The sequence below is a fragment of the Pseudomonas sp. ANT_J12 genome (assembly GCF_008370045.1).
Classification (GTDB): domain Bacteria; phylum Pseudomonadota; class Gammaproteobacteria; order Pseudomonadales; family Pseudomonadaceae; genus Aquipseudomonas.
The window spans coordinates 13344-35225 of the sequence record NZ_VOBN01000035.1; the positions used below are offsets into that span (position 1 = coordinate 13344).

The window sequence follows — 21882 nt, forward strand, 5'->3', positions numbered from 1 at the left end:
GGTTCAAGACAGCCTAGATCAATACCCGCGCTGTACGTTCGCCAGGTTCTCCGGCGCCAAGCCATTCAGGAAACGCTCAAGATTGGCCAGGAAACTGTCGGCAATCTCATGCCGGCTGTTACTGGAAATCGCCGACGTATGCGGCGACAGACGCACCCTTGGATGGGCGTAGAGTGGATGCCCATCAGGTAGCGGCTCGGGCTCTGTCACGTCCAGCGAAGCCAGGCCAATCGCGCCGCTGTCCAGCGCTTCCAGCAACGCCCCGTGATCGAGCAAACCACCCCGGGCAATGTTGATCAGGTGCAGACCGGGTTTGGCGCTGGCCAGCACCGCGCTATTGACGATGTGCCGGGTCGCAGCGGTCAACGGCGCGGCCAGCACCAAATGATCGGACAGGGTAAACAACTCGTGGATATCCCGCGCGGCCTCGACGCCTTCAACCTCGAAGGGCGCCTGGCTCTGTCGTAGCGCCACGACATGCATGCCCAGGGCGTGGGCCTTCGCCGCCAGGCTGCGGCCAATCGCACCGAAGCCGAGAATCCCCAACGTCGTGCCCTTGAGCGGTGTCAGCGCGGTGAAATTCCAGTGTGAGTCATGCACCCAGATATCCGGCAGATGCTTGGCGGCGGCGAAGATCGCGGCCAAGGCAAACTCGGCGATGTTCTCGGCGGCGCTGCCCCGGGACGTGCTCACCGGAGGGCCGTCGAACAGCCATGTGGGGTAGAAGTCGATACCGGACGACACCACTTGAATCCACTTCAAGCCATAAGGCCAGCCCGGTGGCGGCGTGTCCGGCGCCAGGTAGCCGCGCACATTGATCGGACGCGCCAGCAAAATACTGACTTCGGCGGGCAGGTCGCTGGGCACGCCAATTGGCACGTCCAGGACCTCGGCGCCGGGGTGGGTGTGCGCGAGGCGCTGGCGGATCACATCGTTGAAGTCTTCATCCAGTTGACTGGCAATCACGAGCTGGCTCATGGGCGTTCCTTCGGTTGGCGCTGGGCGAAAACGGCTTTGCCGACGCCTTGCAGCACGGCGTCGTTTTGCGGTGTATGGACGCGACTGCAGAGCACATCGCGGTAGTGCCGCTGCAGCGGATTGTGGCGTGACAGGCCGGGGTTGCCGGAGGCTTCAATGGCCAGCTCGACGGCGCGGATGGCGTTGCCGGTCACCAGGTATTTCAGTTGCGCGGCGTTGCTCGATGGCGTGCGCCCTTCGGCGGCGGCATCCAGCAGGCTGCGGTTGGCGAACAACAGCGTGTCGATGTGGCCGACCGTTTCCTGAAACCGGGGCAGGGTCGACAGTGCCGCGCCGAGGTTGGACGGCTTGCGTTGTTCCAGCCAACCGACCAACCAGTCGCGGGCCGCTTGGGCGACGCCGTCGTAGACCGATGACAACAACACCGACATCCACAGGAACCCATCGCCATCCAGCTCGGGTTGCGGTGCGCTCCAAGGGCTGACGCTGACCGCGTGATCCAGCGGCACCAGCACATTGTCGAACACCACTTCATGGCTACACGTGGCGCGCATGCCCAGGTGATCCCAGTCCTCAATGATGCTGATGCCCGGCGTGTCCTTGTGCACCAGCCAGGCACCGACCAGCGGATCTTCATCGGTGCTGCGCGCCCAGACGCTGAACCAGGTCAGGCCATGGCTGCCGGTGGAATAGATCTTGCGCCCGCTGATGCGCCAACCGGCGGCAGTGCGTCGGGCAACGGTGGCCGGCAAACCGCCACGGGCCGGAGTGCCAAGGTCGGGCTCGACCCGCAGGGCGTTGATCAATGCGCCGTGCTCGACCGCGTCCCGGGCCACTTGCAGACGCAGGGCCTCGGGCCAGGATTTACTGTCTTGCAGACGTGCGTGCTGGAGGTATTGCATCACCAGGATCAACGCCGTCGAGGGTTCGCCCTTGGCAATCGCGCTGATCGCCTTGCGCGCCTGGCTCAGGTTCGCGCCGCCACCGCCAAGGGCTTTGGGCACGGTGAGCGCGACCAGGCCGTGCTCGTGCAGCACGTTGAAATTGTCCTGAGGGAACGCACCGCTTTCGTCATAGACGTGGGCCGTGGCGGCCAGTTGTGCGCCGAGGGTTTCCAGCAGCGCTTCGACATTGGCTGCTTCGATGGAGCGCAGGGTTGAAGCGTGTTGAGAGGAAAGACTCATGGTGGGTTCACTCGATCAAAAGGTGAGAGCCGGTAGCTGCTTCAATGAGGTCAAATGTGGTGAGGGGGCTTGCCTGTGGCGAGGGAGCTTGCTCCCGCCGGACTGCGCAGCAGTCCCCTGCTTTTCAGGGATAAGCGGGGGCCGCTTCGCGACCCAGCGGGAGCAAGCTCCCTCGCCACAAGCAAGCCCCCTCGCCACAGGGGGTGGGTGTTCGGCCATGAAATTCATAACGGCAACAACCTGAACTGCCTGTCCCACAACGGCCCCACATCCAGCCGCTCACTCAACACCCCCGCATCAAAGAACAGATCCGCCACTTCCTGCTGCGAGGCGATCGCTTGGTCGTCGACTTCGAGGACTTTCCACGGCTGGCTGCGGCTGTTGTACATGTCGAGGAACACGGCTTTATCAACGCCCAGCAACTGCGCCGATTTGGTGGCCCAAGGCTCGGGGTTGTTGTTGATCCATTCCAGGGTGCGCGCGGTGCGCTGCAAGTAATCCTGAATCGCCTGTTTGCGCAGCGGGTCTTCCAGGGCGGCGGGGCGTGCCGCCATCAAATAGTTGCCGGACAAATAGCCCTGGGCCGTCTTCAGGACCCGGGCGCCGCTGCGAAACTTCGCCAACTGGATAAACACGCCATAAATCACCCAGGCATCGAGCTGGCCGCTCTGGAAAGCGCTGAAGCCGTCCTGCGGTGTGAGGGCCACAGCGGTGATGTCCTTCATGGTCAGGCCCTGTTCCTTCAAGGCCTTGATCAGAAAGTAGTGCGAGGTGGTGGAACGCACATAGCCGACCCGTTTGCCCTTCAATTGCCCGACGGATTCGAGGGTCGAGTTCTTGGGGATCAGGAACACCTGGTTGTTCACATCGCCTTGAATCACCGCGATCAGCTTCGGCTGGCGATGGCTCTGGATCGAGAAGATCGGCGGGATCTCGCTCATGGAACCGATGTCCAGGCTGCCCGAGGCCAGCGCTTCGACGATCAGGTTGCCGCCGGCGAACTCCGCGTAATCGACCTTATATGGGCGGTTGGCGGTACCGGCGTCTTCGGTGAAGTACGACTCCTGGCCACGGTAGGTGGCGACGCCCAGCGTCAGGTCCGACAGCGAGGTGTTTTGCGCGAAGGCGCGGGCGCCCAGGCCCAGGGAAGACAGCCCCAACGCACCTACGGCAATCGAACTGGCCGTCAGGAAGCCGCGACGATTGAACTGTCCCTGTTGAATGTTTTTCGTCATGGTCAGGCTCTGGTCAGATAGCGATTCGCGCGGGGAGTTGCCCGAGCAGTTGTTCAACGGCGCGCAACACCGGGTCGGCTTCGGTGCGTACCAGCCAGTCCGGGCTGACTTCGGCGAAGGCCACGGTGCCGTCCTGTGTGATCACCACCACAGTCGGTTGCGGTAATTCCCAGGTGCCGGTGCCAGTGATTTCACCGATGCCGGCGCCCCTGGCCAGCGAGGCTCTGCGCGAGGCTTCATCGAAGCTGTAGAGAATGCCCAGGCGCCGGCCGAGCTGGTTGTCCGGGTCGCTGGCCACTTGCAGTTCCAGGCTGTGCCGGGTCTTGATCTCGACCAGGCGTTCCGGCACCTGCGGGCTGACCGCCACCAACGGAACCCCTAGCGCGTGCAGTTGCGGATAGAGCCGCCGCTGGTACCAGGGCAGGGCGATATTGCAGGCCGGGCAACCGGCGAAGCGGAAGAAAATCAGCACCGCCGGACCGTTGGCGAGTAATTCGTCGCGGCTCAGTTCGCCGCCTTCAACCTTCAACAGCGTGAAAGGCTCAAGGGTGTCGCCGACCTTGACGAAGTCCTCGGTTCGAGCCTCATCGACCAGGCGTTGACGCTGATCGATATTGACTTGCAGGGCCGCCGGCTCCCAGGTCGCCAGGCGTTCGGCGTGCAGATCCGCGAGCAATTGATTGAGGGATTCGCTCATGCCACGGCCTCGCTTTTCTCTTCGGTTTGAAGGGCGGCGTGACGGTTGGCAGGGACGTCCAGACCCAGGTTGTCGCGCAGGGTGTTGCCGCTGTACTCCTCGCGAAACAGGCCCCGTTGTTGCAACAGCGGCACCACCAGCTCGGTGAAGTACTGCAAGCCATCGGGCAGCAAGGAATTGATGATGAAACCGTCGGCGGCACCGGCCTCGAACCAGGTTTGCAGGGCGTCGGCAACCTGCTCGGGCGTGCCGACGAAATCCCGGCGTGGCCGGGAGAAACGCAGGGCCACCTGACGCAAGGTCAGGCCTTCGTCCTTGGCCAGTTGCTTGATCCGGTCGGACCCGCCTTTCTGGCTGTTGGCGCCCAAATCACCCAATTCGGGGAACGGCGCATCCAGCGGGTACTGGCTGAAATCATGGTCATTGAATGGCCGGCCGAGGGCGACAATCGCGTCTTCGATGCTGACCAGTTCCACCGCTTGCTGATAACGACTTTCCACTTCCGCTTCGTCGCGGCCCACGATGGGGCGGATGCCCGGCAGGATCGACAGCTTCTGCGCATCCCGGCCGAAGCCGCTGGCCCGTTGTTTCAGGTCTTGGTAGTAGGCTTTGGCTTCATCGAAGGTTTCGGGGCTGACGAAAATCGCATCGGAGTTCTCGGCCGCGAAATTGCGCCCGGCCTCCGAGGTGCCAGCCTGGAAAATCACCGGTTGGCCTTGCTGTGAACGAGCGATATTCAGCGGCCCTTTGACTGAGAAAAACTCACCCTTGTGCTCCAGCGCATGCAGTTTGCCGGGGGTGAAAAACTCGCCGCTGTGCTTGTTGTAGGCGAAGGCGTCGTCTTCCCAGGAATCCCACAAACCCTTGACCACTTCCACGTGTTCCTTGGCGATGCGGTAGCGCACGGCGTGGGGCGGGTGTTCGGCCTTGCCGAAGTTATCGGCGGTGCCGCTGAGCCAGGAGGTCACCACGTTCCAACCGGCGCGACCGCCGCTGATGTGGTCCAGGGACGCAAACTGACGCGCGACCTGGAACGGTTCGGTGTAGCTGACGGTGACGGTCGCCACGAGGCCGATATGTTGTGTGGTCGCCGCCAGCGCCGAAAGGATGGTCAGCGGCTCGAAGCGATTGAGGTAGTGCGGGCTGGATTTTTCGTGGATGTGCAGGCTGTCGGCGATAAACACGAAGTCGAATTTCGCCCCTTCGGCCAGTTGGGTCTGCTGCTTGTAAAAGTCGAAATTCACGCTGGCGTTGGGCTGAGCCTGCGGGTGGCGCCATTCGCCCCAGCCGTGGCCGACGCCATGGACCATCGCACCGAGTTTCAGTTGACGTTGTTTGCTCATGGTTCTTACTCCTGAATTAGCGCGATGCCTGGCTGATCGGGGCACGCTGGGCGTTGAAGCGCTTGTCGAAGCCTTGGGAGACGTCGATGTGTTTAGTGAGAATGCCTTCTTCCTGATAGATGTCGGCGGTGGTTTGCAGGCCGCTGATCACCGTGTCGTCAATCGTCACCGGTTGCATGTGCGTGCCTTTATTCACCGCGACATGCACAGCCAGCGGCAGGCCGGTGACCTTGGCCTGGGCGGCGGCGTATTCCTCGGGGTGGGCGTTGGTCCAGCGGTAGGCGCGGTCGACCCGGGCGACGAAATCGTCCAGTTGCTGGCGCTTGCCGGCGATCGCCTGGCTGGTGGCGGCCAGGTACAAATGGTTGGTCAGCAGGGTGTCGCCGCTGGCCAGGACCTTGGCCTGGCTTTGGGTGGTGGAAATCGTGGTGTAAGGGTCCCAGGTCGACCAGGCGTCGGCGCTGCCGTTGTCCAGCAGGATTCTCGATTCGCTGGGCATCAGGTAGATGAACTGCACGTCGTGGGTGCTCAGGCCGACGCTGCGCAGGGCCTTGATCGCCAGGAAATGGCCGATGGAACCGCGGGTGGTGACGATGCGCTTGCCCTTGAGGTCGCTGGCGTTGTTCAGCGGCGAATCCTTGAGCGCGAGAATGGCCGTGGTGTAGCGACCCTCGGCATGGATGATGCTGACGACTTTGAGCGGCGCACCGGCGCCGAGGGCGAAGACGTAAGGCGCATCACCGAGGGCGCCGATGTCCACGGCGCCAGCGTTCAGCGCTTCGCCCAGCGGCGCGGCGGCGGGGAATTCGGAGAACTGGATCTCGTAAGGCACATCCTTCAATTCGCCGGAGACGTCCAGTAGCACCTTGATCGAAGATTTTTGATTGGCTACCAGCAAGGGTTGCAGGTCGGCGGCATGGCTGATGGCGGTGAAGCCCAGGGTGCAGAAGAGGCTCAACAACAGCGGTTTGAGTGACATGACAAGCTCCAGGCGGGTTCGTGTGGCCTCCGCCTGGAGAAGGGGTCGGTCTGGGGTTGACGTTATCTCTATAAAAAGCCGTTGGGAAAGTCTTTATGGTTATATGCTAATTATTAAGTAAGCTGATTATCACGATGTTCAATATGAAATAAATGCATTTAAGTCGTGCGCTGATCGTTCCCACGCTCCGCGTGCGAATGCAGCCCGGGACGCTCCGCCTCCCATTCAGAGCCGAACGCGGAGCGTCCGTTGAGGCATTCCCACGCAGAGCGTAGGAACGATCAATAACCTGTAGGAGCGAGGCTTGGTGGTGTGCATGATCGTTCCCATGCTCCGCGTGGGAATGCAGCCCGGGACGCTCCGCGTCCCTTCCAAAGCCGAGCGCGGAGCGTCCGTTGAGGCATTCCCACGCAGAGCGTAGGAACGATCAATAACCTGTAGGAGCGAGGCTTGCCCGCGAAGCAGACGGCGCGATTTTTCAGGTATGCCGCGTCATCGTTCTTCGCGGGCAAGCCTCGCTCCTACAGGTCGGTGGTGTACATGATCGTTCCCATGCTCCGCGTGGGAATGCAGCCCGGGACGCTCCGCGTTCCATTCAGAGCCGAACGCGGAGCGTCCGTTGAGGCATTCCCACGCAGAGCGTAGGAACGATCAATAACCTGTAGGAGCGAGGCTTGCCCGCGAAGCAGACGGCGCGATTTTTCAGGTATGCCGTGTCATCGTTCTTCGCGGGCAAGCCTCGCTCCTACAGGTTGGTGGTGTGCATGATCGTTCCCATGCCCCGCGTGCGAATGCACCCCGGGACGCTCCGCGTCCCATTCAGAGCCGAACGCGGAGCGTCCGTTGAGGCATTCCCACGCAGAGCGTGGGAACGATCGATAACCTGTAGGAGCGAGGCTTGCACGCGAAGCAGACGGCGCGATTTTTCAGGTATGCCGTGTCATCGTTCTTCGCGGGCAAGCCTCGCTCCTACAGGTTGGTGGTGTGCATGGTCGTTCCCATGCCCCGCGTGGGAACGATCATGCGGGGATCAGAAGTTGTACGCCAACCGCGTGTAGTAATACGCCCCGCCAAAGCCGAACGGCGAAAACTGCCCGTATTTGTAGCCACCGACCTCGCCCTTGAAACCACCGGCGAACTGGAAGTCGATGGTGCGGTTGCGGCGCTGGGCGTGTACGCCGTCGGGGTAGGGCGTGTCCGGGTCGCCAGCCAGGGAGGTGATGTCGTTGGGTCGATAGTTGCCGGTGACCTTGGTGGTTTCCATGTAGCTGGCGGTGGAAAAGGAATAGAACGTCAGGTCATCCTGAATCGGCAGTTCGAGGTTGTAGCTGGCGTTGGTGACCTTTTCCCGGCCCAGTCCATAGCTGGGGTTCCAGCCGTGGCGGTTGACGGTCTGGTCGCGGCTGTCAGGGAAACCGGGTGAAGAATACAGGTTGCCCGTGGCGCTGCCGGTGCGGGCGAAGGGTTCCTGTTCCTTGCTGTCCAGCGCCAGGTTGGCGAAGCCGTCATTGGGCAGTGCCAGGCCGTAGTTGAACGTCTGGTGCACGGTGTCGCCGTCGCCACTGCCGTAGCGTCCGAACGATGTTTCAGCGCTGCCGCCGCTGTCGTTTTCCTTGAGGATGATGTTGATCATCCCGGCGATGGCGTCCGAGCCTTATTGCGCCGAGGCACCGTCGCGCAGCACTTCGATGTGATCGATCGCCGAGACCGGAATCAGGTCAAGGTTGACCGGCACCGCCGCCGTGCCGATGCGTGCCAGGTTGTTGATCAGCGTGGTGTTGTGCCGGCGCTTGCCGTTGACCAGCACCAGCACCTGATCCCCGGACAGCCCGCGCATGGTCACGTCGCGCACCGACCAGGACGTCCCGCCGCCGTTGATCGCCGGCAGGTTGAAGGAAGGCAGCAGGCGCGAGAGCAATTCCTTGAGCCCGACCTTGCCACTGGCCTGCAATTGCTCGGCGCTGATCACATCGATGGGCGAGGGGCTGTCGGTGGTGGTGCGCGGTTGATTGCCACGGTTGCCGGTGACGACCACGGTGCTGAGTGTTTTATCCGGCTCAGTGTTTTCGGCGTGGGCGTGGAGGCTGATGGCGAGCAGGCTCAGGGCTGCTGCGGCGTAATAGGCGTCGGTGCGCAAGGCGGCGGGCATGGGTAAATCCTCTCCAGGTGGGTGCAGCCTCCACCTGGAGAGGGGTCGGATGTCGGTGGGTTTGCCCCTATGCCTGCAAGGCCAGGAGCGCGGATTATTCAGATCACGAAGAAGCCATGGGTAGCATCGCGGGCCAGTTGCGCGACCAAACCATATTCCCAATCCAGATACGCCTGCATGGCTTCACGCGGGCTGTCGGTGCCTTCATAGGGGCGGCGATAGCGGTCGATGCGCGGCGACGCGAGGTGTGTTTCGCCATCCTCCAGCGGCAGTTGCGCGGCGACCCAACTGGCCGTGCCGCCCTTGAGCAGGAACACCGGTTTGCCGGTCAAGGCCTCGACTTCGGCGACCGCCAGCCGCGCCAATTGGCTGCTGCCGCAGGTCAGCACATAGCGTTGCGCGGTCGGTACGTTGTTCAGCGCTTCGCTTAATTGCCCGCGCAGCGTCCACCAGGCACCGGGGATGTGGCGTTTGACGTAGTTGGCGCTGCTGGTGAAATCCAGCACCACACTGTCGCCATGAGCCAGCCATTCGGCCAGGGTTTCGGGGCTGATTTCCTCGGCTTGCTGCGACGCAGGCACCGGCGCCTGCCAAGTCCCCGTTTCGCTGAAATGCGCAGGCTGCACGTCATCCAGCACATGCACCTCCCAACCGAGTTGCGAGAGCCAGGACGCCGACATATTGGCGCGCACGCCGTCGTCATCCACCAGCACCAAACGTGCACCGCGCACACTGGCGAAGTGATCGGTTTCCTGCACCAGTTGGCCGCCGGGGGTCGAGCGGGCGGTGGGCAGGTGACCTTGTTCAAATTCTTCCGGCGTACGCACATCGAACAGATAAGTACTGCGCGTCGATTCCTGCTGCCAGCGCTGAAGATCAGCCAGAGTGGCGCGCCCTACCAGCGCCTTATCGGCGACCCGACGGGCATCCTTGGCCGCGATGTGCCGATGCTCTTCGCTGGTCGGCGCAAATCGGCGCGACTGGCCATGTTGCAGTTTCTGACCGGCGAGGGTCCAGCCGATGGTGCCGTTGCGCAAGGCGGAAACCGGGTTCGGAATGCCGGAGTTGATCAGCGACTGCGTGCCGATGATGCTGCGGGTGCGCCCGGCGCAGTTGACGATGATCCGCGTCGTCGGGTCCGGCGCCAGTTCCCGGGCGCGCAAGACCAGCTCGGCGCCCGGAACGCTGATCCCGGTGGGAATGCTCATGGTCTGGTATTCATCGAAACGCCGGGCATCGAGCACCACCACGTCGGCCTCGCTGTCGAGCAACGCCTGGACTTCTTCCGCCGCCAGGGATGGCGTGTGGCGCTGGCTTTCCACCAGTTCGCCAAAGGCCTTGCTCGGCACATTGACGTCGATAAACAACTCGCCGCCGGCGCGGCGCCATCCGTCCAGGCCACCTTCCAACAGGGCCACATTCACATAGCCCAGGCCCTGCAAGCGCTGCGCAGCAATCTGTGCCAGGCCTTCGCCGTTGTCGTAGACGGTCAGGGGGGTATCGAGCCGTGGAATCCGCGAATACACCTCCAGTTCCAGTTTCGACAAGGGGATGTTGGCCGCGAACAAAGGATGCGCCTCAGCGAATGGCGCTTCTTCACGCACATCCACCAGGGCCAGTTCTTCCTTGTTCAGCAGGGCCTTTCGAATATCAGCGAAGGAGCGGGTCAGTTCGATACTCATAGGGCTTGGCTCTCTTTGGACAGATCCCAGATGTTGGGGAGAAAGGCGTTGGAATAACCGGAGATAAACAGTTTCTCGCTGCCGTCGGGCTGATACACCGCGCGGCGCACGGCACCGATGTTGGCGCCGTACACATGAATGCTGATGGACACTTGGTCGTCAAACGCGTTGCTGACTTGATGGATGTCGCCAATCTTCGGCGACACGGCCTCGACCTGGCCGGGTTGCAGTTGAATCCGGTTGCCCTCGGGCACCAGCGTGCCATCGGTGTGGCGGGCGAACCCTTGGGAATATTCCGCGCCGCGCAACATGCCGATCAGGCCCCAGACCCGATGATCGTGGATCGGCGTGCGTTGCCCCGGCCCCCAGACAAAACTGACCACACTGAAGCGTTGCCGGGAATCGGCATGCAGCAGGAATTGCTGATAACGCTCGGGGTCGGGGCGGGCGAAGTCTTCCGGCAGCCAGTCGTCATGGCTGACCAACTGCCCGAGCAGCTTGCCGCCGCGATGCAGCAGGTCTCCCTCGCGCGGGTTGCTGTCGATCAATTCCGCCAGGGCGCCTATGAATGCTCTGAGTCTCTCCGGGTGTCGGGCCTGGGTCATGGCGATTCCATCGTTGGTTTCGAAGGTTGATGTGGGTTATCTAAGCATAATGATTTGGCTTAATATGCAATTTTTAAATGATTAGCTTATAGCTGAAGGGAATTTAGAACTCGATTGAATAGCGTTAATCGTTATCGATCTGGACGCTTCAAGCTTCGGGCTATCCAGATTTCAGCAATAGAACTATGCTTTTCAGACATCTTATTGACTGTTCTCTATGTGCGGGCCAAATGAAAATTGATGATATCGATGCCTTCGTCGAAGTGATTCGTTGCCAGTCCATCAGTCACGCAGCCGAGTCGTTGCAGCTGACCCAACCCGCCATTACCCGGCGCGTGCAGAACTTTGAGCAAGCCCTGGGCGTGGAATTGTTCGACCGCAATACCAAACCGCTCAAGCCTACTTTGATCGGAACCCGGGTGTATGAACAGTGCCGTTTGATCCTTCGGGAAATGGACGCGCTGCGCGAGCTGGTGGCGACCGACGCGCCGCCCACCGGCCTGCTGCGCCTGGGCGTGCCGCAAACCATCGGCGATGTGGTGTTGCTCGATGCCCTCAAGCATCTGCGCGTTGAATACCCCGAGTTGCGCGCCCAGGTGGCAACGGGTTGGGGCAGCCAATTGGTGGGCAAGATCGAGCGCGGTGAACTGGACGCGGCCGCCGCACTATTCCCGGCGGGGAAGATTTTCCCGGACAACATCGTCGGCCAGTCCATCGGCAAAATGGAATTGGTGGTGGTCTGTGCCAAGGCACAAGTGCCGAAGCGCCCGTGCAAACTTGCCGACGTCTACCAGAGTGGCTGGATTCTCAATCCCGACGGTTGTGGTTTCCGCGCCGGGTTGCAACGCACCTTGTCGGATCAAGGACTGGCGCTGCGGGTCAACCTGGAAACCTTCGGCACCGAGTTGCAACTGGGGCTGGTCGCCGATGGTTTGGGCCTCGGACTGGTGCCGCGCCCGTTGTTGGAGCGCAGCGCGCATTTCGAGCAGTTGGCGGTGGTGCCGCTCAAGGACTTCAAACCGGTGATGGACCTGTGGCTGATCTACCCGCACTTTCTCGGCAACCTGCAAGGGCCGGTGGATGCCTTTGGCAAACTGGTCGCCGGGTCGCTGCAGAAGATCAAGAGTGCGGCATGAGGAACGTCTCAAGACATAAAAAAAAATGATAATTAGCTTAGATTAAAATGTGCTTTTTATTATTTTTTCGCTTCCCCTAGGCTGGCTGCAATTCTTAAGGCCATCCAGGAAGTTTTGCCATGAGCAGCGTCAGCCCGTTATCCAGCGTCTCGAAAAATGTTCGCCAGCGCGTCACCCCCGAAGAATGGGATGTGCGGGTCAAGCTGGCGGCGGCCTATCGGTTGGCAGCGCTGTTCAAGTGGACCGACCACATCTACACGCACTTTTCCGCCCGGGTGCCGGGGCCCGATGAGCATTTCCTGATCAATGCCTTCGGCCTGTTGTTTGATGAAATCAGCGCCTCCAACCTGGTCAAGGTCGACCTCGACGGCACAATCGTCGACGACCCGACAGGCCTGGGCATCAACTATGCAGGCTACGTCATCCACAGTGCCATCCACGGCGCGCGGCCGGATCTGCAAGCGGTGCTGCATACCCATACTCGCGACGGCATCGCGGTGTCGGCCCAGCGTGACGGGTTGCTGCCGATCTCCCAGCATTCCATCGGTTTCTCCGGGCGCGTGGCTTACCACGGTTACGAAGGCGTCGCCCTGGACCTGGACGAGCGGGAACGGTTGGTGGCGGACCTCGGGGACAAGAGTGTACTGATCCTGCGTAACCACGGTCTGCTGACCGCCGGCGTCAGCGTTGAGCACGCATTCCAGCAACTGCACGGCCTGGAGCGGGCGTGCAATATCCAGATCGCCGCTCAGGCCGGCGGCAATGCCGAGCTGATCTTCCCGCCGGCCGAGGTGGTGGCCAAGGTCGAGAAACAGGCCGAAGTGTTCAAAAGTGGCGACGGGCCGGGTGTGGCGCGGCATTGGAATGCGTTGATCCGGCAGTTGGAGCGCACGGATACGGCGTACAAAGAATGAAAAAAGGGGACACCCATTAGCCGGTCTCCAGTCAAGGCTAATGGGTGTCCCCTTTTTAAGGCCTTGCTTAAGGCGCGCGATCCGCCAATTCTTCAAGCAAATCCGCCGAAGGCACAAAGAACAACCCACCCGTGACCGCCGTGCTGAAATCCAGCAAGCGGTCATAGTTGCCCGCCGGCCTGCCGACAAACATGTTCTCCAGCATCAGTTCAATCGGTTCCGGCGAACGGGCATAGCCGATGAAGTAGGTGCCGAATTCGCCAGCGCCTGGCCGCCCGAACGGCATGTTGTCGCGGAGGATTTTTACCTCCTCGCCGTCTTTGGTGATGGTGGTCAAAGAACTGTGGGAATTGGTCGGTTTCACCGCGTCACCCAGTTCGATATCGGACAGTTTCGTACGGCCGATAACGCGTTCCTGAGCCTCGACGGACAGCCCGTTCCACGCGTCCATCTTGTGCAGATACTTCTGGACCAGCACGTAGCTGCCGCCGGCAAACGCCGGGTCTTCATCACCAATGAGCGTGAACCTGGCCATGTGCCGATCATCCGGATTCTCCGTGCCGTCGACAAAACCGATGATGCTGCGCATGTCGAAATAACGGAAACCCTGGACCTCATCGACTACCGCTACCGCATCGCCCAGGGCCGAGAGCAACTGTGTGGCCAGTTCGAAACACAGGTCCATCTGGTCCGCACGAATGTGCAGCAGAATGTCCCCCGGCGTTGCCGGCGCTCGGCGACCTTCATCGCCTAATTCGCGGAAGGCGTGCAGTGACGCCGGGCGCGGGCCGCCGAACAGCGTGTCCCAGGCACTGGAGCCAAAACCGCAGACGCAGGACAGGTAACCGGTCGGCACACGCTTGCCGACGGAGCGGGTGAGGGCGGCGATGTCACCGCACCAGCCGCGGACTTTTTCTGCGGCATCGCTGCCGGGCGCCACGGTGGCGACAATGAAAATCGCGCTTTTGGTGATCGGGGCGCAGACGGCTTGAGGATCAGGCGTTGGCTGGGTCATGGGCGTAGATCGTCATTGATAAAAAGTGCCAAGACAGTAGCAGATTCCGCCCTCAGGGGATCAAGCCCGCCGCTCGGTAGGACTCGATCATTTGGTCATAGATCGTGATGTCGTTGCGCCCACGGGACACCAGTTGCGCCCCTTGAATGGCGGCAAACACCGATAGCGCCTGGCGTTGCAGCGACTCTGGTTGAGCCTCGGGTTGTTTCAGCGCCAGCACCTTGCCCAGCCACCGCACATTGGCGTCGGTGAATCCGTCCACCTCGACCCGCACTTCGGCCGGAAGATCGTGATGCTCGGCGGCGAGGATCCCGCACAGGCACATGCGATTGTCGTTTTCCAGTGCCGCGCGGAAGGCGGCCGTGTAGGCGTCCATCATTGCGGCGGGGTCCTGGGATTGCGTCAGCAAAGGTCCCACTCGCCACAGGTTGAGTGTCACGACAAAAAAACAGGGGCTTGCCGCAAGGTAAGCCCCTTTGTCGTGTGCGCCGGCATCAGGCGACTTTTTCCGCCGCCTGCCGCTCCCGCTCGGCCACCAGTTGCCGGGTCAGCGGGATCAGGCGCTTGCCGTAATCGATGGCGTCATTCAGCGGATCAAAACCACGAATCAGGAACGTGGTAATACCCAGGTCGTAGTAATCGAGCAACGCTTCCGCCACCTGTTCCGGCGTGCCAACCAGCGAGGTCGAATTGCCCTGTGCACCCAGCAGCCCGGCGATGCCGGTCCACAGTCGCTTATCCAGCCGCGTGCCTTGGGCCGCCGCCGCCAGCAGACGTCGTGAACCTTCATTCGGTGGTTCGCGCCGCACAAAGCCATTCTGTTCCGCCAGCGCCGTGGCCTGTTGCAGAATCCGTTCGGCACGCTCCCAGGCTTGCGCTTCGGTCTCCGCCAGAATCGGGCGCAACGACAAGCTGAAGCGAATGCTGCGCCCATGCTTGGCGGCCTCGGCGCGCACCTGGTTCACCACTTCGCGCACCTGTTCATAGGTTTCACCCCACAGCGCGTAGACGTCCGCATGCTTGCCCGCCACCTCAATGGCCGCCGCCGATGAGCCGCCAAAATACAGCGGGATGTGCGGTTGCTGCGGTGACTTCACCGACGAGTGCGCACCCTCGACCTGATAGTACTTGCCCTGATAGTCAAAGGGCTTTTCGCGGGTCCACTCCTGGCGCAGCACGTCGAGGTATTCATCGGTGCGGGCATAGCGCTCGTCCTTGCCGATGTAGCTGCCATCGGCGCGCAGTTCACGGTCATCGCCGCCGGTGATGATGTGCACGGCGGTGCGCCCGCCATTGAATACATCCAGGGTGGTGAATTGCCGCGCGGCGAGCGTCGGTGCGGCGAAACCCGGGCGATGGGCAATCAGGAACTTCAGGTTTTTCGTCACGCTGGCGGCGTGGGAGGCGATCAGCGTGCTGTCCGGGCTGTTGGAGTGGAACGCCACCAGGGCGCGGTCGAACCCGGCCTCGTCATGGGCGCGGGCGACAGTTTCTACATAGTCGGGTTGCAACACCGGGCCGCTGCGCGGGTGGATTTCCGAAGAATGATGGCCGCCGATGTAGCCGATAAATTCGATGCTCATGCTGAGTTCCTTGTCTTTGGATAGGCGTGATTCAAGCCTCCACCGGGCAGGGGGTCGGTCCGTGGTGTCGAAAGTAGGCGCAGCAGGGCAGGGCTGTGAAATGCCGATTTGTTCTAAGTTAATTATTAATTTAATGAATCATATGAAATTGTAGATATCAGTAATACGCATTTTATAGCGGGGGAATAGGCAGGCGCCGCAGAGGCTGCGGCCTGAGCCCTTTAATTATGCAAATAATTTATCTGGATGATCTTCTATCTGATTTTTAATCATATTAGGTTATTCCGAAAAAGCCTTTCACTGGCGTTTCTTATACGAATAGCATAAATCCGAAGCCATGTTCTTGATGAGGAAGGAAGCCTGATGACCGAAAAGACCTTCGATACACAGAGCGCCAGCAGCTCGTTTTCAGTCAGTAAGGCGGTTGATCGCCCCGAGGCTTCAAGGCTGCTCCCCAACTGGCTGCGCAACTGGCGAACCCCCGAAGTCCTGCTGCGCCTGCTCAGCCCGATCGCCTTGCTGTTGTTGTGGGAACTGGCCTCACAATTTGGCTTGATCCCGCAACGCATCATCGCCGCACCGTCGCAGATTGGCGGCACGCTCTGGGCGATGATCATCTCCGGTGAGTTGGGCAAACATCTATTGGTTTCCCTGCAACGCGCGCTGCTGGGCTTGAGCATCGGCGTCAGTATCGGTGTCGTCGCGGCGTTGATCACCGGGCTGTCGAAGCGCGGCGAGGTGATCCTCGACTCACCGATGCAGATGCTGCGCACCATTCCTTCCCTGGCGCTGGTGCCGCTGTTCATCCTCTGGTTCGGCATCGGCGAGTTCACCAAGATCGCGCTGATCGTCACCGGCACCACCTTCCCGGTGTACCTCAATTTGTTCTCCGGTATCCGCAACATCGACCCCAAGCTGATCGAGGCCGCCAACACCCTGGGCCTGAATCGTCGCGAGCTGATCTGGCACGTGATCCTGCCGGGTTCCTTGCCTTCGTTCTTCGTCGGCCTGCGTTATTCCCTGGGCATTTCCTGGCTGGCCCTGGTGTTCGTCGAGCAGATCAACACCACCGCCGGCATCGGCTTTCTGGCCAGTGATGCCCGGGACTTTATGCGCACTGACGTGATCGTGATCTGCCTGTTGATTTACAGCGTCCTCGGTTTGTTGATCGACGGACTGATCCGCACGCTGGAGCGTTTCGCCCTGGCCTGGCGCCCATCTTTTGTGAGGAATTGACATGTCGACGCTCACGGCAAAAAACCTGCAATCAGAAGCACCGGTGCAACTGCGAAACGTGGTGCGCCAGTTCGGTCAGCAACGGGTCATCGATGGCCTGGACCTGGACATCGCACCCGGCGAATTCGTCGCGCTGCTCGGGGCCAGCGGTTCCGGCAAGACCACGTTGTTGCGCAGCCTGGCCGGGCTCGACAGCATCGACAGCGGCCAGTTGCGCGTACCCAAGGCCCGGGCGGCGGTGTTTCAGGAGCCGCGCTTGATGCCGTGGAAACGCGCCTGGAAAAACGTGGTCCTCGGCCTGCACATCCCCGACGCCAAGGCCCGCGCCGTGCAAGCCCTGACCGAAGTCGGACTGGCCCATCGGCTGGAAGCCTACCCGGCGACCCTCTCCGGCGGCGAAGCCCAGCGGGTAGCCCTGGCCCGTGGCCTGGTGCGCGAACCCAAGCTGTTGCTGCTCGACGAACCCTTCGCCGCCCTCGATGCCCTGACCCGAATCAAGATGCATCGGCTGATCATCGAGTTGTGGCGCAAACACACGCCGGCGGTGCTGCTGGTGACCCACGACGTGGACGAAGCGATCCTGCTCGCCGACCGGGTGATCGTGCTGGCCAACGGCAAGATTGCCGAGCAACTGACCATCGACTTGCCCCGCAGCCGCGACACCGGGCAGGACGGTTTCCAGGCGATTCGCGCACGGCTGCTGAGCCTGTTGGGTGTCGAAGTGGAAACGGCGGCGGTGGTTGAGCGTCAGTCTGCGATCCGGCGGTTTGCCCATGCGTGATCGACGTCTATGGCAATCGGCGATGGTGTTGCTTTCAGGTGCTGCGCTGTTGCTCAGCGGCTGCGGTGATGCCATCGAGTCAAAAGCCCAGGCGGATCTGTCCAGTGTCACGCTGATCCTCGGTGATCAAGCCAAGGGCCTGCGCACGGTGGTCGAGGCCGCCAATGCGCTGGAGGGCATTGCGTACAAGGTGCAGTGGGCCAACTTTCAGGGCGCCGCGCCGCTGTTCGAAGCCTTGCGCGCCGGGGCTGTGGATTTGGGGCCGGCGGGTGATACGCCGGTGCTCGCTGCAGCAACCGGTGGCACGCCGTTGCGCATTGTCGCGGTGCGGCGCAGCCAATCCCGGGGGATCGCGATTCTCGTCCCGCACGACTCACCGATTCACAGCGTCGCCGATTTGAAAGGGCGCAACGTGGTGGTGTCGTCGGCCCGGGGCAGCATCTCCCAGTACTTGCTGATTCGCGCACTGGCCAATGCCGGGGTCGATGAGAAGGACGTCAACGTCGGCTTCGTCCTGCCTACCGACGCCCTGGCGGCGTTCAATGCCGGCAAGATCGAAGCCTGGGCCACGTTCGGCATCTACCAGGCATTTGCCGAGCAGCAGGGCGCCCGGGTGCTGATCAGCGGCGAAGGGATTAACACCGGGCTGACCTTTATCACTGCCTCCGATGAAGTGCTGACCGACAAGCTCAAGCGCCAGGCCCTCAGCGATGTGTTGCAGCGTTTCGCCAAGGCCTTCGAGTGGGCGCGGCAGAATCCCGATGAATACGCGCGGGTGTTCGCCAAGGCCAACGATGTGTCGCTGGACGTCTCGCAGCGGCTGCGCAGCTGGGGTGATGAGTCGCTATTGCCGATCGAGGCGCGTGACGTTCAGGCGTTGCAGCAGGTTGATGATTTATTCGTGGAGAAGAAGATCTTTCCCCATCGCGTCGACGTGGAGAAGTTCACCGATGCGCAGGTGTTTTCCAGTCAGTAAGAATCTGCGCCAGCGTTAGATCGATTATTTCTTTCGGTTATTTATATAGTCTTGCATCGCATATCGATAACCGACAGAAACGCGCTCCAGTCTGCATCGCATCTGCAATGAAAGCTGAAGGTTCGCAGCAGCAGATAATCCCGTTCCATCCACCTGTTTAAAGTCGCTTGAGCATGCATTCCGGCTGTTTGATCGCCATCTTGCTGCGTGTTGGTCAATCCTTAGAATCCTCCCCATCAGCTTCGTCCACCTATCGAACCTTTAGGGAACACCACCATGATGAACGCCATGCAGATGCAAATGCCGATGAACGCCAATATGCCAATGATGCCGATGATGGGCATGCCGATGATGATGGCGACCATGACCTGCGACATGATGGACGACGGCATGATGTGCGAGATGATGCCGGCCGCTGGCATGGACATGGCGATGTTCAAGAACAGCGCTGAAATGATGCAGATGATGATGAACTGCGGCATGCCGATGATGATGCATTGCGGCAACATGAGCATGATGTGCATGTCCCAGTCGGCCATGGCCATGCCGATGATGAACATGATGATGCCAATGCCGATGATGGGCATGCCGATGCCATCGATGAAGTGCGTGATGGAATGCACGATGATGGACGACAGCATGATGTGCAAAATCATGCCGATGGCCGGCATGAACATGGACATGATGAAAAACTGCTGCAACCTGATGATGAAAATGATGAACGACTGCAGCATGCCAATGATGATGAGCTGCAACGGCATGCCGTTGATGTGCCGCACCTGCTGATCCATTGCCATTGAAAAAGCCCGGCTAATGCGAATTGGCCGGGCTTTTTTGTGTGCTTTTGCTGTGCCTTTGCCTTTGCCTTTGCCTTTGCCTTTCGTAGGAGCCAGGCTTGCCGGCGAAGGCGTACTTGAGGGCCCCTTCGCCGGCAAGCCTGGCTCCTACAGGTTCGGTGTTTGTCAAAGCAGATTCGGTGTTTGTCAGACCAGGTTCGGTATTTGTCAGTCCAGGCGTTCGGGGTAAGTGACCACCAGATACGCCACCGCCTCGCTGTCGGTGGGGTTGCGATAGCGGTGCGGCTGGTCGGCATAGAACAGGATCGAATCGCCGGTCGACAACAGATAGCGTTCGTCATTGACGCTGATTTCCAGCACGCCTTGCGACACCACCAGGTTCTCCTGCACGCCGGGACCATGACCCTCGGAAATGTCCTCGCCCAATGGGCTCAGGCGCAGTTCGTAAAACTCCGATTGGCGCGCCACGTCGAATGGAAACAGTGCACGGCTGACAAACGCACCGCTGGCACTGACCAGACGTTTGCTCTGGCTTGCCGACAGCACCGCCACGCCTTCGAAGGCCCGATGCTCAAGAAACGCGGCCACCGAGACCTTCAAACCCTTGGCGATTTTGCACAGCACTTTGATCGACGGCACGCTGCGCCCGGATTCGATCTGCGCCAGCATCGCCCGGCTCACACCGCACTGACGGGCGAGGGCATCGAGGGACAGATGCCGCTTGCCACGCAGGCGTTGCAGGTTCTGCGCGACACGCTCGCAGATCGGGTCTTCTTCCAGGGATTCCAGGTTATTCAAATCCAGCCCAGGTTCGTCGGCGCTCGCCAGAAAGCGCGAGGGTTGCTGCACGTTCACGCGTGACGCGTCTCGGAAGACTTGACCGCTTGCACCCATTGGTAGGCCTGCAAGCCGGCATTGCGTGCGTACATTTCCCACATGGCCCGTGCCCGTTGCTGAGCCTGTTTGCGTTTACGGTAGCTGGCGAAGTCGATGACGTTATTAGTCGGATTCATGGGGCACTTCACTGTGTAATGAATGACGGGATGAGCTGACAATACTCGGAATTTTTTATAACTATAAATACTGATTTTGTATTTGGTAATTCGTTTTGGTTCTTTTGTGGCTGACTGAAAGAGAGGCAGCGGGCACTAGGGTTTCCAGATCTCGACGTCCTTGGCATCCACCGCTTTGGGCAACAAACCCTCGGCAAAAAAAGCATCGGCGATTTTTTGCTGTTCGCCCAACTGATCGGCTTTGACCGGTTGCACCTGGTAACTGCGATGAGCATTGGCCGTCTCGACGGTTTCCACATCCAGGTTGCCCCACAACGGGCCGAGTACTTGTGCGGCGTCACGCGGGTTGTGCTTTACCCAGGCGCCGGCCTTGTGCAGTTGCTCGTAAACCAGTTTCAGGACTTGCGGGTGCTCTTTGGCGTAGGTGTTGCTGGTCAGGTAGTAGCGCTTGTAACTGGCCAGGCCGGTGCCGTCCGCCAGGGTGCGGGTCGGCAGTTGGCGTTGCACGCCGCTGAGGAAGGGTTCCCAGGTGACCCAGGCGTCGACCTTGTTGTTCTCGAAGGCGGCGCGGCCATCGGCCGGTGACAGGTAGGCCGGCTCAATGTCGGAAAACTTCAAGCCGGCCTTGTTCAGCGCGGCAATCAGCAGGTAGTGCGAACCGGCGGCTTTGGTCACCGCGACTTTCTTGCCTTTCAGATCCGCCAGTTGCTGCAACGGTGAATCCTTGCGCACGACAATCGCCTGGGCCGAAGGCGAGGGCGCTTCCTCGGCAAAGTAGGTCAGTTTGGCTTGCGCGGCCTGGGCGAAGATCGGCACGGTATCGGCCACATCGGCGCTGATATCGACGTTGCCGACATTTAACGCCTCCAGCAGCGGCAGGCCACTGGAGAACTCATGCCAGGTGACGTCGATGTTGTTCTGCGCGAGGGTCTTTTCCAGGGTGCCTTGGGTTTTCAGCAGGGTGATGAGGGTCGATGACTTCTGGTAGCCGATACGTACGGTCTCCCGGGCCTGCGCCGTCAGTGTGAAGGACAAGGCCAGTGCGACAATCAGGCTGGTAACGACTGCGTTTTTGATGGGTTTTGACATGGCGAACTCGACAGTAAGCGAAGGAGAAGGTGGCTATCTGTCATGAGCATAGAGTTCTAAGAATTATTCTTTAAATAATGTTTAGGTCTTAGCTTAAGGTGTTTGCATATGCATTTAAGGAATATATAAATCGTTATTTATTCCTTTTGTTATCGCTTGCGCCGGTGCATTTTGAAGGCCTGCACCTCAGTGCGGTTTTGCCTCACATCAGACAGGAAGCCTCAATATGACCATCAAAGCGATCAACGTTCGTAACCAGTTCAAAGGCGTTATCAAGGAAATCCTGGAAGGCGAAGTGGTTTCGGAAATCGACGTGCAAACCGCGTCCGGCATCGTCACATCGGTGATCACTACCCGTTCCGTGCGCGATCTGGAATTGAAGATTGGCAGTGAAGTGATTGCGTTCGTGAAGTCGACTGAAGTGTCGATTGCCAAGCTCTGAATGGGGTCGCCGTTCCCTGTGGCGAGGGGGCTTGCCACAGGTTTCTCG

The 21882-nt window shown here is 60.5% G+C and carries 23 protein-coding genes; 7 read left to right on the top strand and 16 right to left on the bottom strand.

Annotated elements, in window-relative coordinates:
* Window positions 1–18: 18 nt before the first annotated feature.
* From FQ192_RS32815 to FQ192_RS32870, 10 genes are all read right to left on the bottom strand, one after another.
* Window positions 19–978, bottom strand: a complete 960-nt coding sequence (locus tag FQ192_RS32815; RefSeq protein WP_149662125.1) for a D-isomer specific 2-hydroxyacid dehydrogenase family protein — start codon at window positions 976–978, stop codon at window positions 19–21.
* Window positions 975–2162, bottom strand: coding sequence for an acyl-CoA dehydrogenase family protein (locus FQ192_RS32820; protein WP_149662126.1), 1188 nt, complete (start codon window positions 2160–2162; stop codon window positions 975–977). Before FQ192_RS32820 ends, FQ192_RS32815 begins: the two co-directional genes overlap by 4 nt.
* A 224-nt stretch (window positions 2163–2386) precedes the next feature.
* Window positions 2387–3397 carry an ABC transporter substrate-binding protein gene (locus FQ192_RS32825; protein ID WP_149662127.1) on the bottom strand — a complete coding sequence of 337 codons (1011 nt, stop codon included), beginning with the start codon at window positions 3395–3397 and terminating at the stop codon, window positions 2387–2389.
* Window positions 3398–3410: 13 nt separating this feature from the next.
* On the bottom strand, window positions 3411–4094 hold the full coding sequence (locus FQ192_RS32830; RefSeq protein ID WP_149662128.1) for a peroxiredoxin-like family protein: 684 nt from the start codon (window positions 4092–4094) through the stop codon (window positions 3411–3413).
* Window positions 4091–5437, bottom strand: a complete 1347-nt coding sequence (locus FQ192_RS32835; protein WP_149662129.1) for an LLM class flavin-dependent oxidoreductase — start codon at window positions 5435–5437, stop codon at window positions 4091–4093. Before FQ192_RS32835 ends, FQ192_RS32830 begins: the two co-directional genes overlap by 4 nt.
* Before the next feature lie 16 nt (window positions 5438–5453).
* Window positions 5454–6416 (bottom strand): ABC transporter substrate-binding protein, encoded by a 963-nt coding sequence (locus tag FQ192_RS32840; RefSeq protein ID WP_149662130.1) that lies wholly within the window; start codon window positions 6414–6416, stop codon window positions 5454–5456.
* A gap of 1030 nt (window positions 6417–7446) precedes the next feature.
* Window positions 7447–8049, bottom strand: coding sequence for a hypothetical protein (locus FQ192_RS34770; protein WP_256672432.1), 603 nt, complete (start codon window positions 8047–8049; stop codon window positions 7447–7449).
* Window positions 8050–8070: 21 nt separating this feature from the next.
* On the bottom strand, window positions 8071–8565 hold the full coding sequence (locus tag FQ192_RS34775) for a TonB-dependent siderophore receptor (RefSeq protein WP_256672433.1): 495 nt from the start codon (window positions 8563–8565) through the stop codon (window positions 8071–8073).
* 98 nt (window positions 8566–8663) lie between these two features.
* On the bottom strand, window positions 8664–10247 hold the full coding sequence (locus FQ192_RS32865; RefSeq protein ID WP_149662131.1) for a rhodanese-related sulfurtransferase: 1584 nt from the start codon (window positions 10245–10247) through the stop codon (window positions 8664–8666).
* Window positions 10244–10852: a cysteine dioxygenase gene (locus FQ192_RS32870; protein ID WP_123508742.1), complete on the bottom strand. Its 609-nt coding sequence runs from the start codon at window positions 10850–10852 to the stop codon at window positions 10244–10246. The genes FQ192_RS32865 and FQ192_RS32870 overlap by 4 nt, the downstream gene beginning before the upstream one ends.
* Window positions 10853–11082: 230 nt before the next feature.
* Between FQ192_RS32870 and FQ192_RS32875 the strand changes: the two genes are divergently transcribed.
* Together FQ192_RS32875 and FQ192_RS32880 are read left to right on the top strand one after the other, a co-directional pair.
* Entirely contained in the window at window positions 11083–11988 is a 906-nt protein-coding gene (locus tag FQ192_RS32875) for a LysR family transcriptional regulator (protein ID WP_149662132.1), read from the top strand.
* A gap of 119 nt (window positions 11989–12107) precedes the next feature.
* A complete protein-coding gene (locus FQ192_RS32880; RefSeq protein ID WP_149662133.1) occupies window positions 12108–12902 on the top strand; it encodes a class II aldolase/adducin family protein in 795 nt (264 codons plus the stop codon).
* A gap of 67 nt (window positions 12903–12969) precedes the next feature.
* Here the strand turns inward: FQ192_RS32880 and FQ192_RS32885 are convergent, their stop codons facing one another.
* The 3 genes from FQ192_RS32885 to FQ192_RS32895 all read right to left on the bottom strand — a co-directional run bounded on the left by FQ192_RS32885 (window position 12970) and on the right by FQ192_RS32895 (window position 15500).
* Window positions 12970–13917, bottom strand: a complete 948-nt coding sequence (locus FQ192_RS32885; RefSeq protein WP_149662134.1) for a Dyp-type peroxidase — start codon at window positions 13915–13917, stop codon at window positions 12970–12972.
* A gap of 52 nt (window positions 13918–13969) precedes the next feature.
* A complete protein-coding gene (locus FQ192_RS32890; protein ID WP_149662135.1) occupies window positions 13970–14296 on the bottom strand; it encodes a hypothetical protein in 327 nt (108 codons plus the stop codon).
* Between the two features lie 115 nt (window positions 14297–14411).
* Window positions 14412–15500 (bottom strand): LLM class flavin-dependent oxidoreductase, encoded by a 1089-nt coding sequence (locus FQ192_RS32895; protein WP_149662136.1) that lies wholly within the window; start codon window positions 15498–15500, stop codon window positions 14412–14414.
* Window positions 15501–15863: 363 nt separating this feature from the next.
* On the opposite strand from FQ192_RS32895, the gene FQ192_RS32900 reads away from it, so the two are divergent.
* The 4 genes from FQ192_RS32900 (at window position 15864) to FQ192_RS34780 (ending at window position 19279) form a co-directional block, all read left to right on the top strand.
* A complete protein-coding gene (locus FQ192_RS32900) occupies window positions 15864–16736 on the top strand; it encodes an ABC transporter permease (RefSeq protein ID WP_149662137.1) in 873 nt (290 codons plus the stop codon).
* 1 nt (window position 16737) lies between these two features.
* Entirely contained in the window at window positions 16738–17517 is a 780-nt protein-coding gene (locus FQ192_RS32905) for an ABC transporter ATP-binding protein (protein WP_149662138.1), read from the top strand.
* Complete coding sequence (locus tag FQ192_RS32910) at window positions 17510–18493, top strand: ABC transporter substrate-binding protein (protein ID WP_149662139.1); 984 nt, start codon at window positions 17510–17512, stop codon at window positions 18491–18493. The genes FQ192_RS32905 and FQ192_RS32910 overlap by 8 nt, the downstream gene beginning before the upstream one ends.
* Window positions 18494–18769: 276 nt before the next feature.
* Entirely contained in the window at window positions 18770–19279 is a 510-nt protein-coding gene (locus FQ192_RS34780; RefSeq protein WP_256672434.1) for a hypothetical protein, read from the top strand.
* 218 nt (window positions 19280–19497) lie between these two features.
* On the opposite strand, the gene FQ192_RS32920 is transcribed toward FQ192_RS34780, so the two are convergent.
* From FQ192_RS32920 to FQ192_RS32925, 3 genes are all read right to left on the bottom strand, one after another.
* Window positions 19498–20145 carry a helix-turn-helix domain-containing protein gene (locus tag FQ192_RS32920; protein ID WP_149662140.1) on the bottom strand — a complete coding sequence of 216 codons (648 nt, stop codon included), beginning with the start codon at window positions 20143–20145 and terminating at the stop codon, window positions 19498–19500.
* Complete coding sequence (locus tag FQ192_RS34155; protein ID WP_178129306.1) at window positions 20142–20303, bottom strand: hypothetical protein; 162 nt, start codon at window positions 20301–20303, stop codon at window positions 20142–20144. Before FQ192_RS34155 ends, FQ192_RS32920 begins: the two co-directional genes overlap by 4 nt.
* 135 nt (window positions 20304–20438) lie before the next feature.
* Window positions 20439–21392 carry an aliphatic sulfonate ABC transporter substrate-binding protein gene (locus tag FQ192_RS32925; protein ID WP_149662141.1) on the bottom strand — a complete coding sequence of 318 codons (954 nt, stop codon included), beginning with the start codon at window positions 21390–21392 and terminating at the stop codon, window positions 20439–20441.
* Between the two features lie 226 nt (window positions 21393–21618).
* Between FQ192_RS32925 and FQ192_RS32930 the strand changes: the two genes are divergently transcribed.
* Complete coding sequence (locus tag FQ192_RS32930) at window positions 21619–21834, top strand: molybdopterin-binding protein (RefSeq protein WP_034150404.1); 216 nt, start codon at window positions 21619–21621, stop codon at window positions 21832–21834.
* Window positions 21835–21882: the final 48 nt, after the last annotated feature.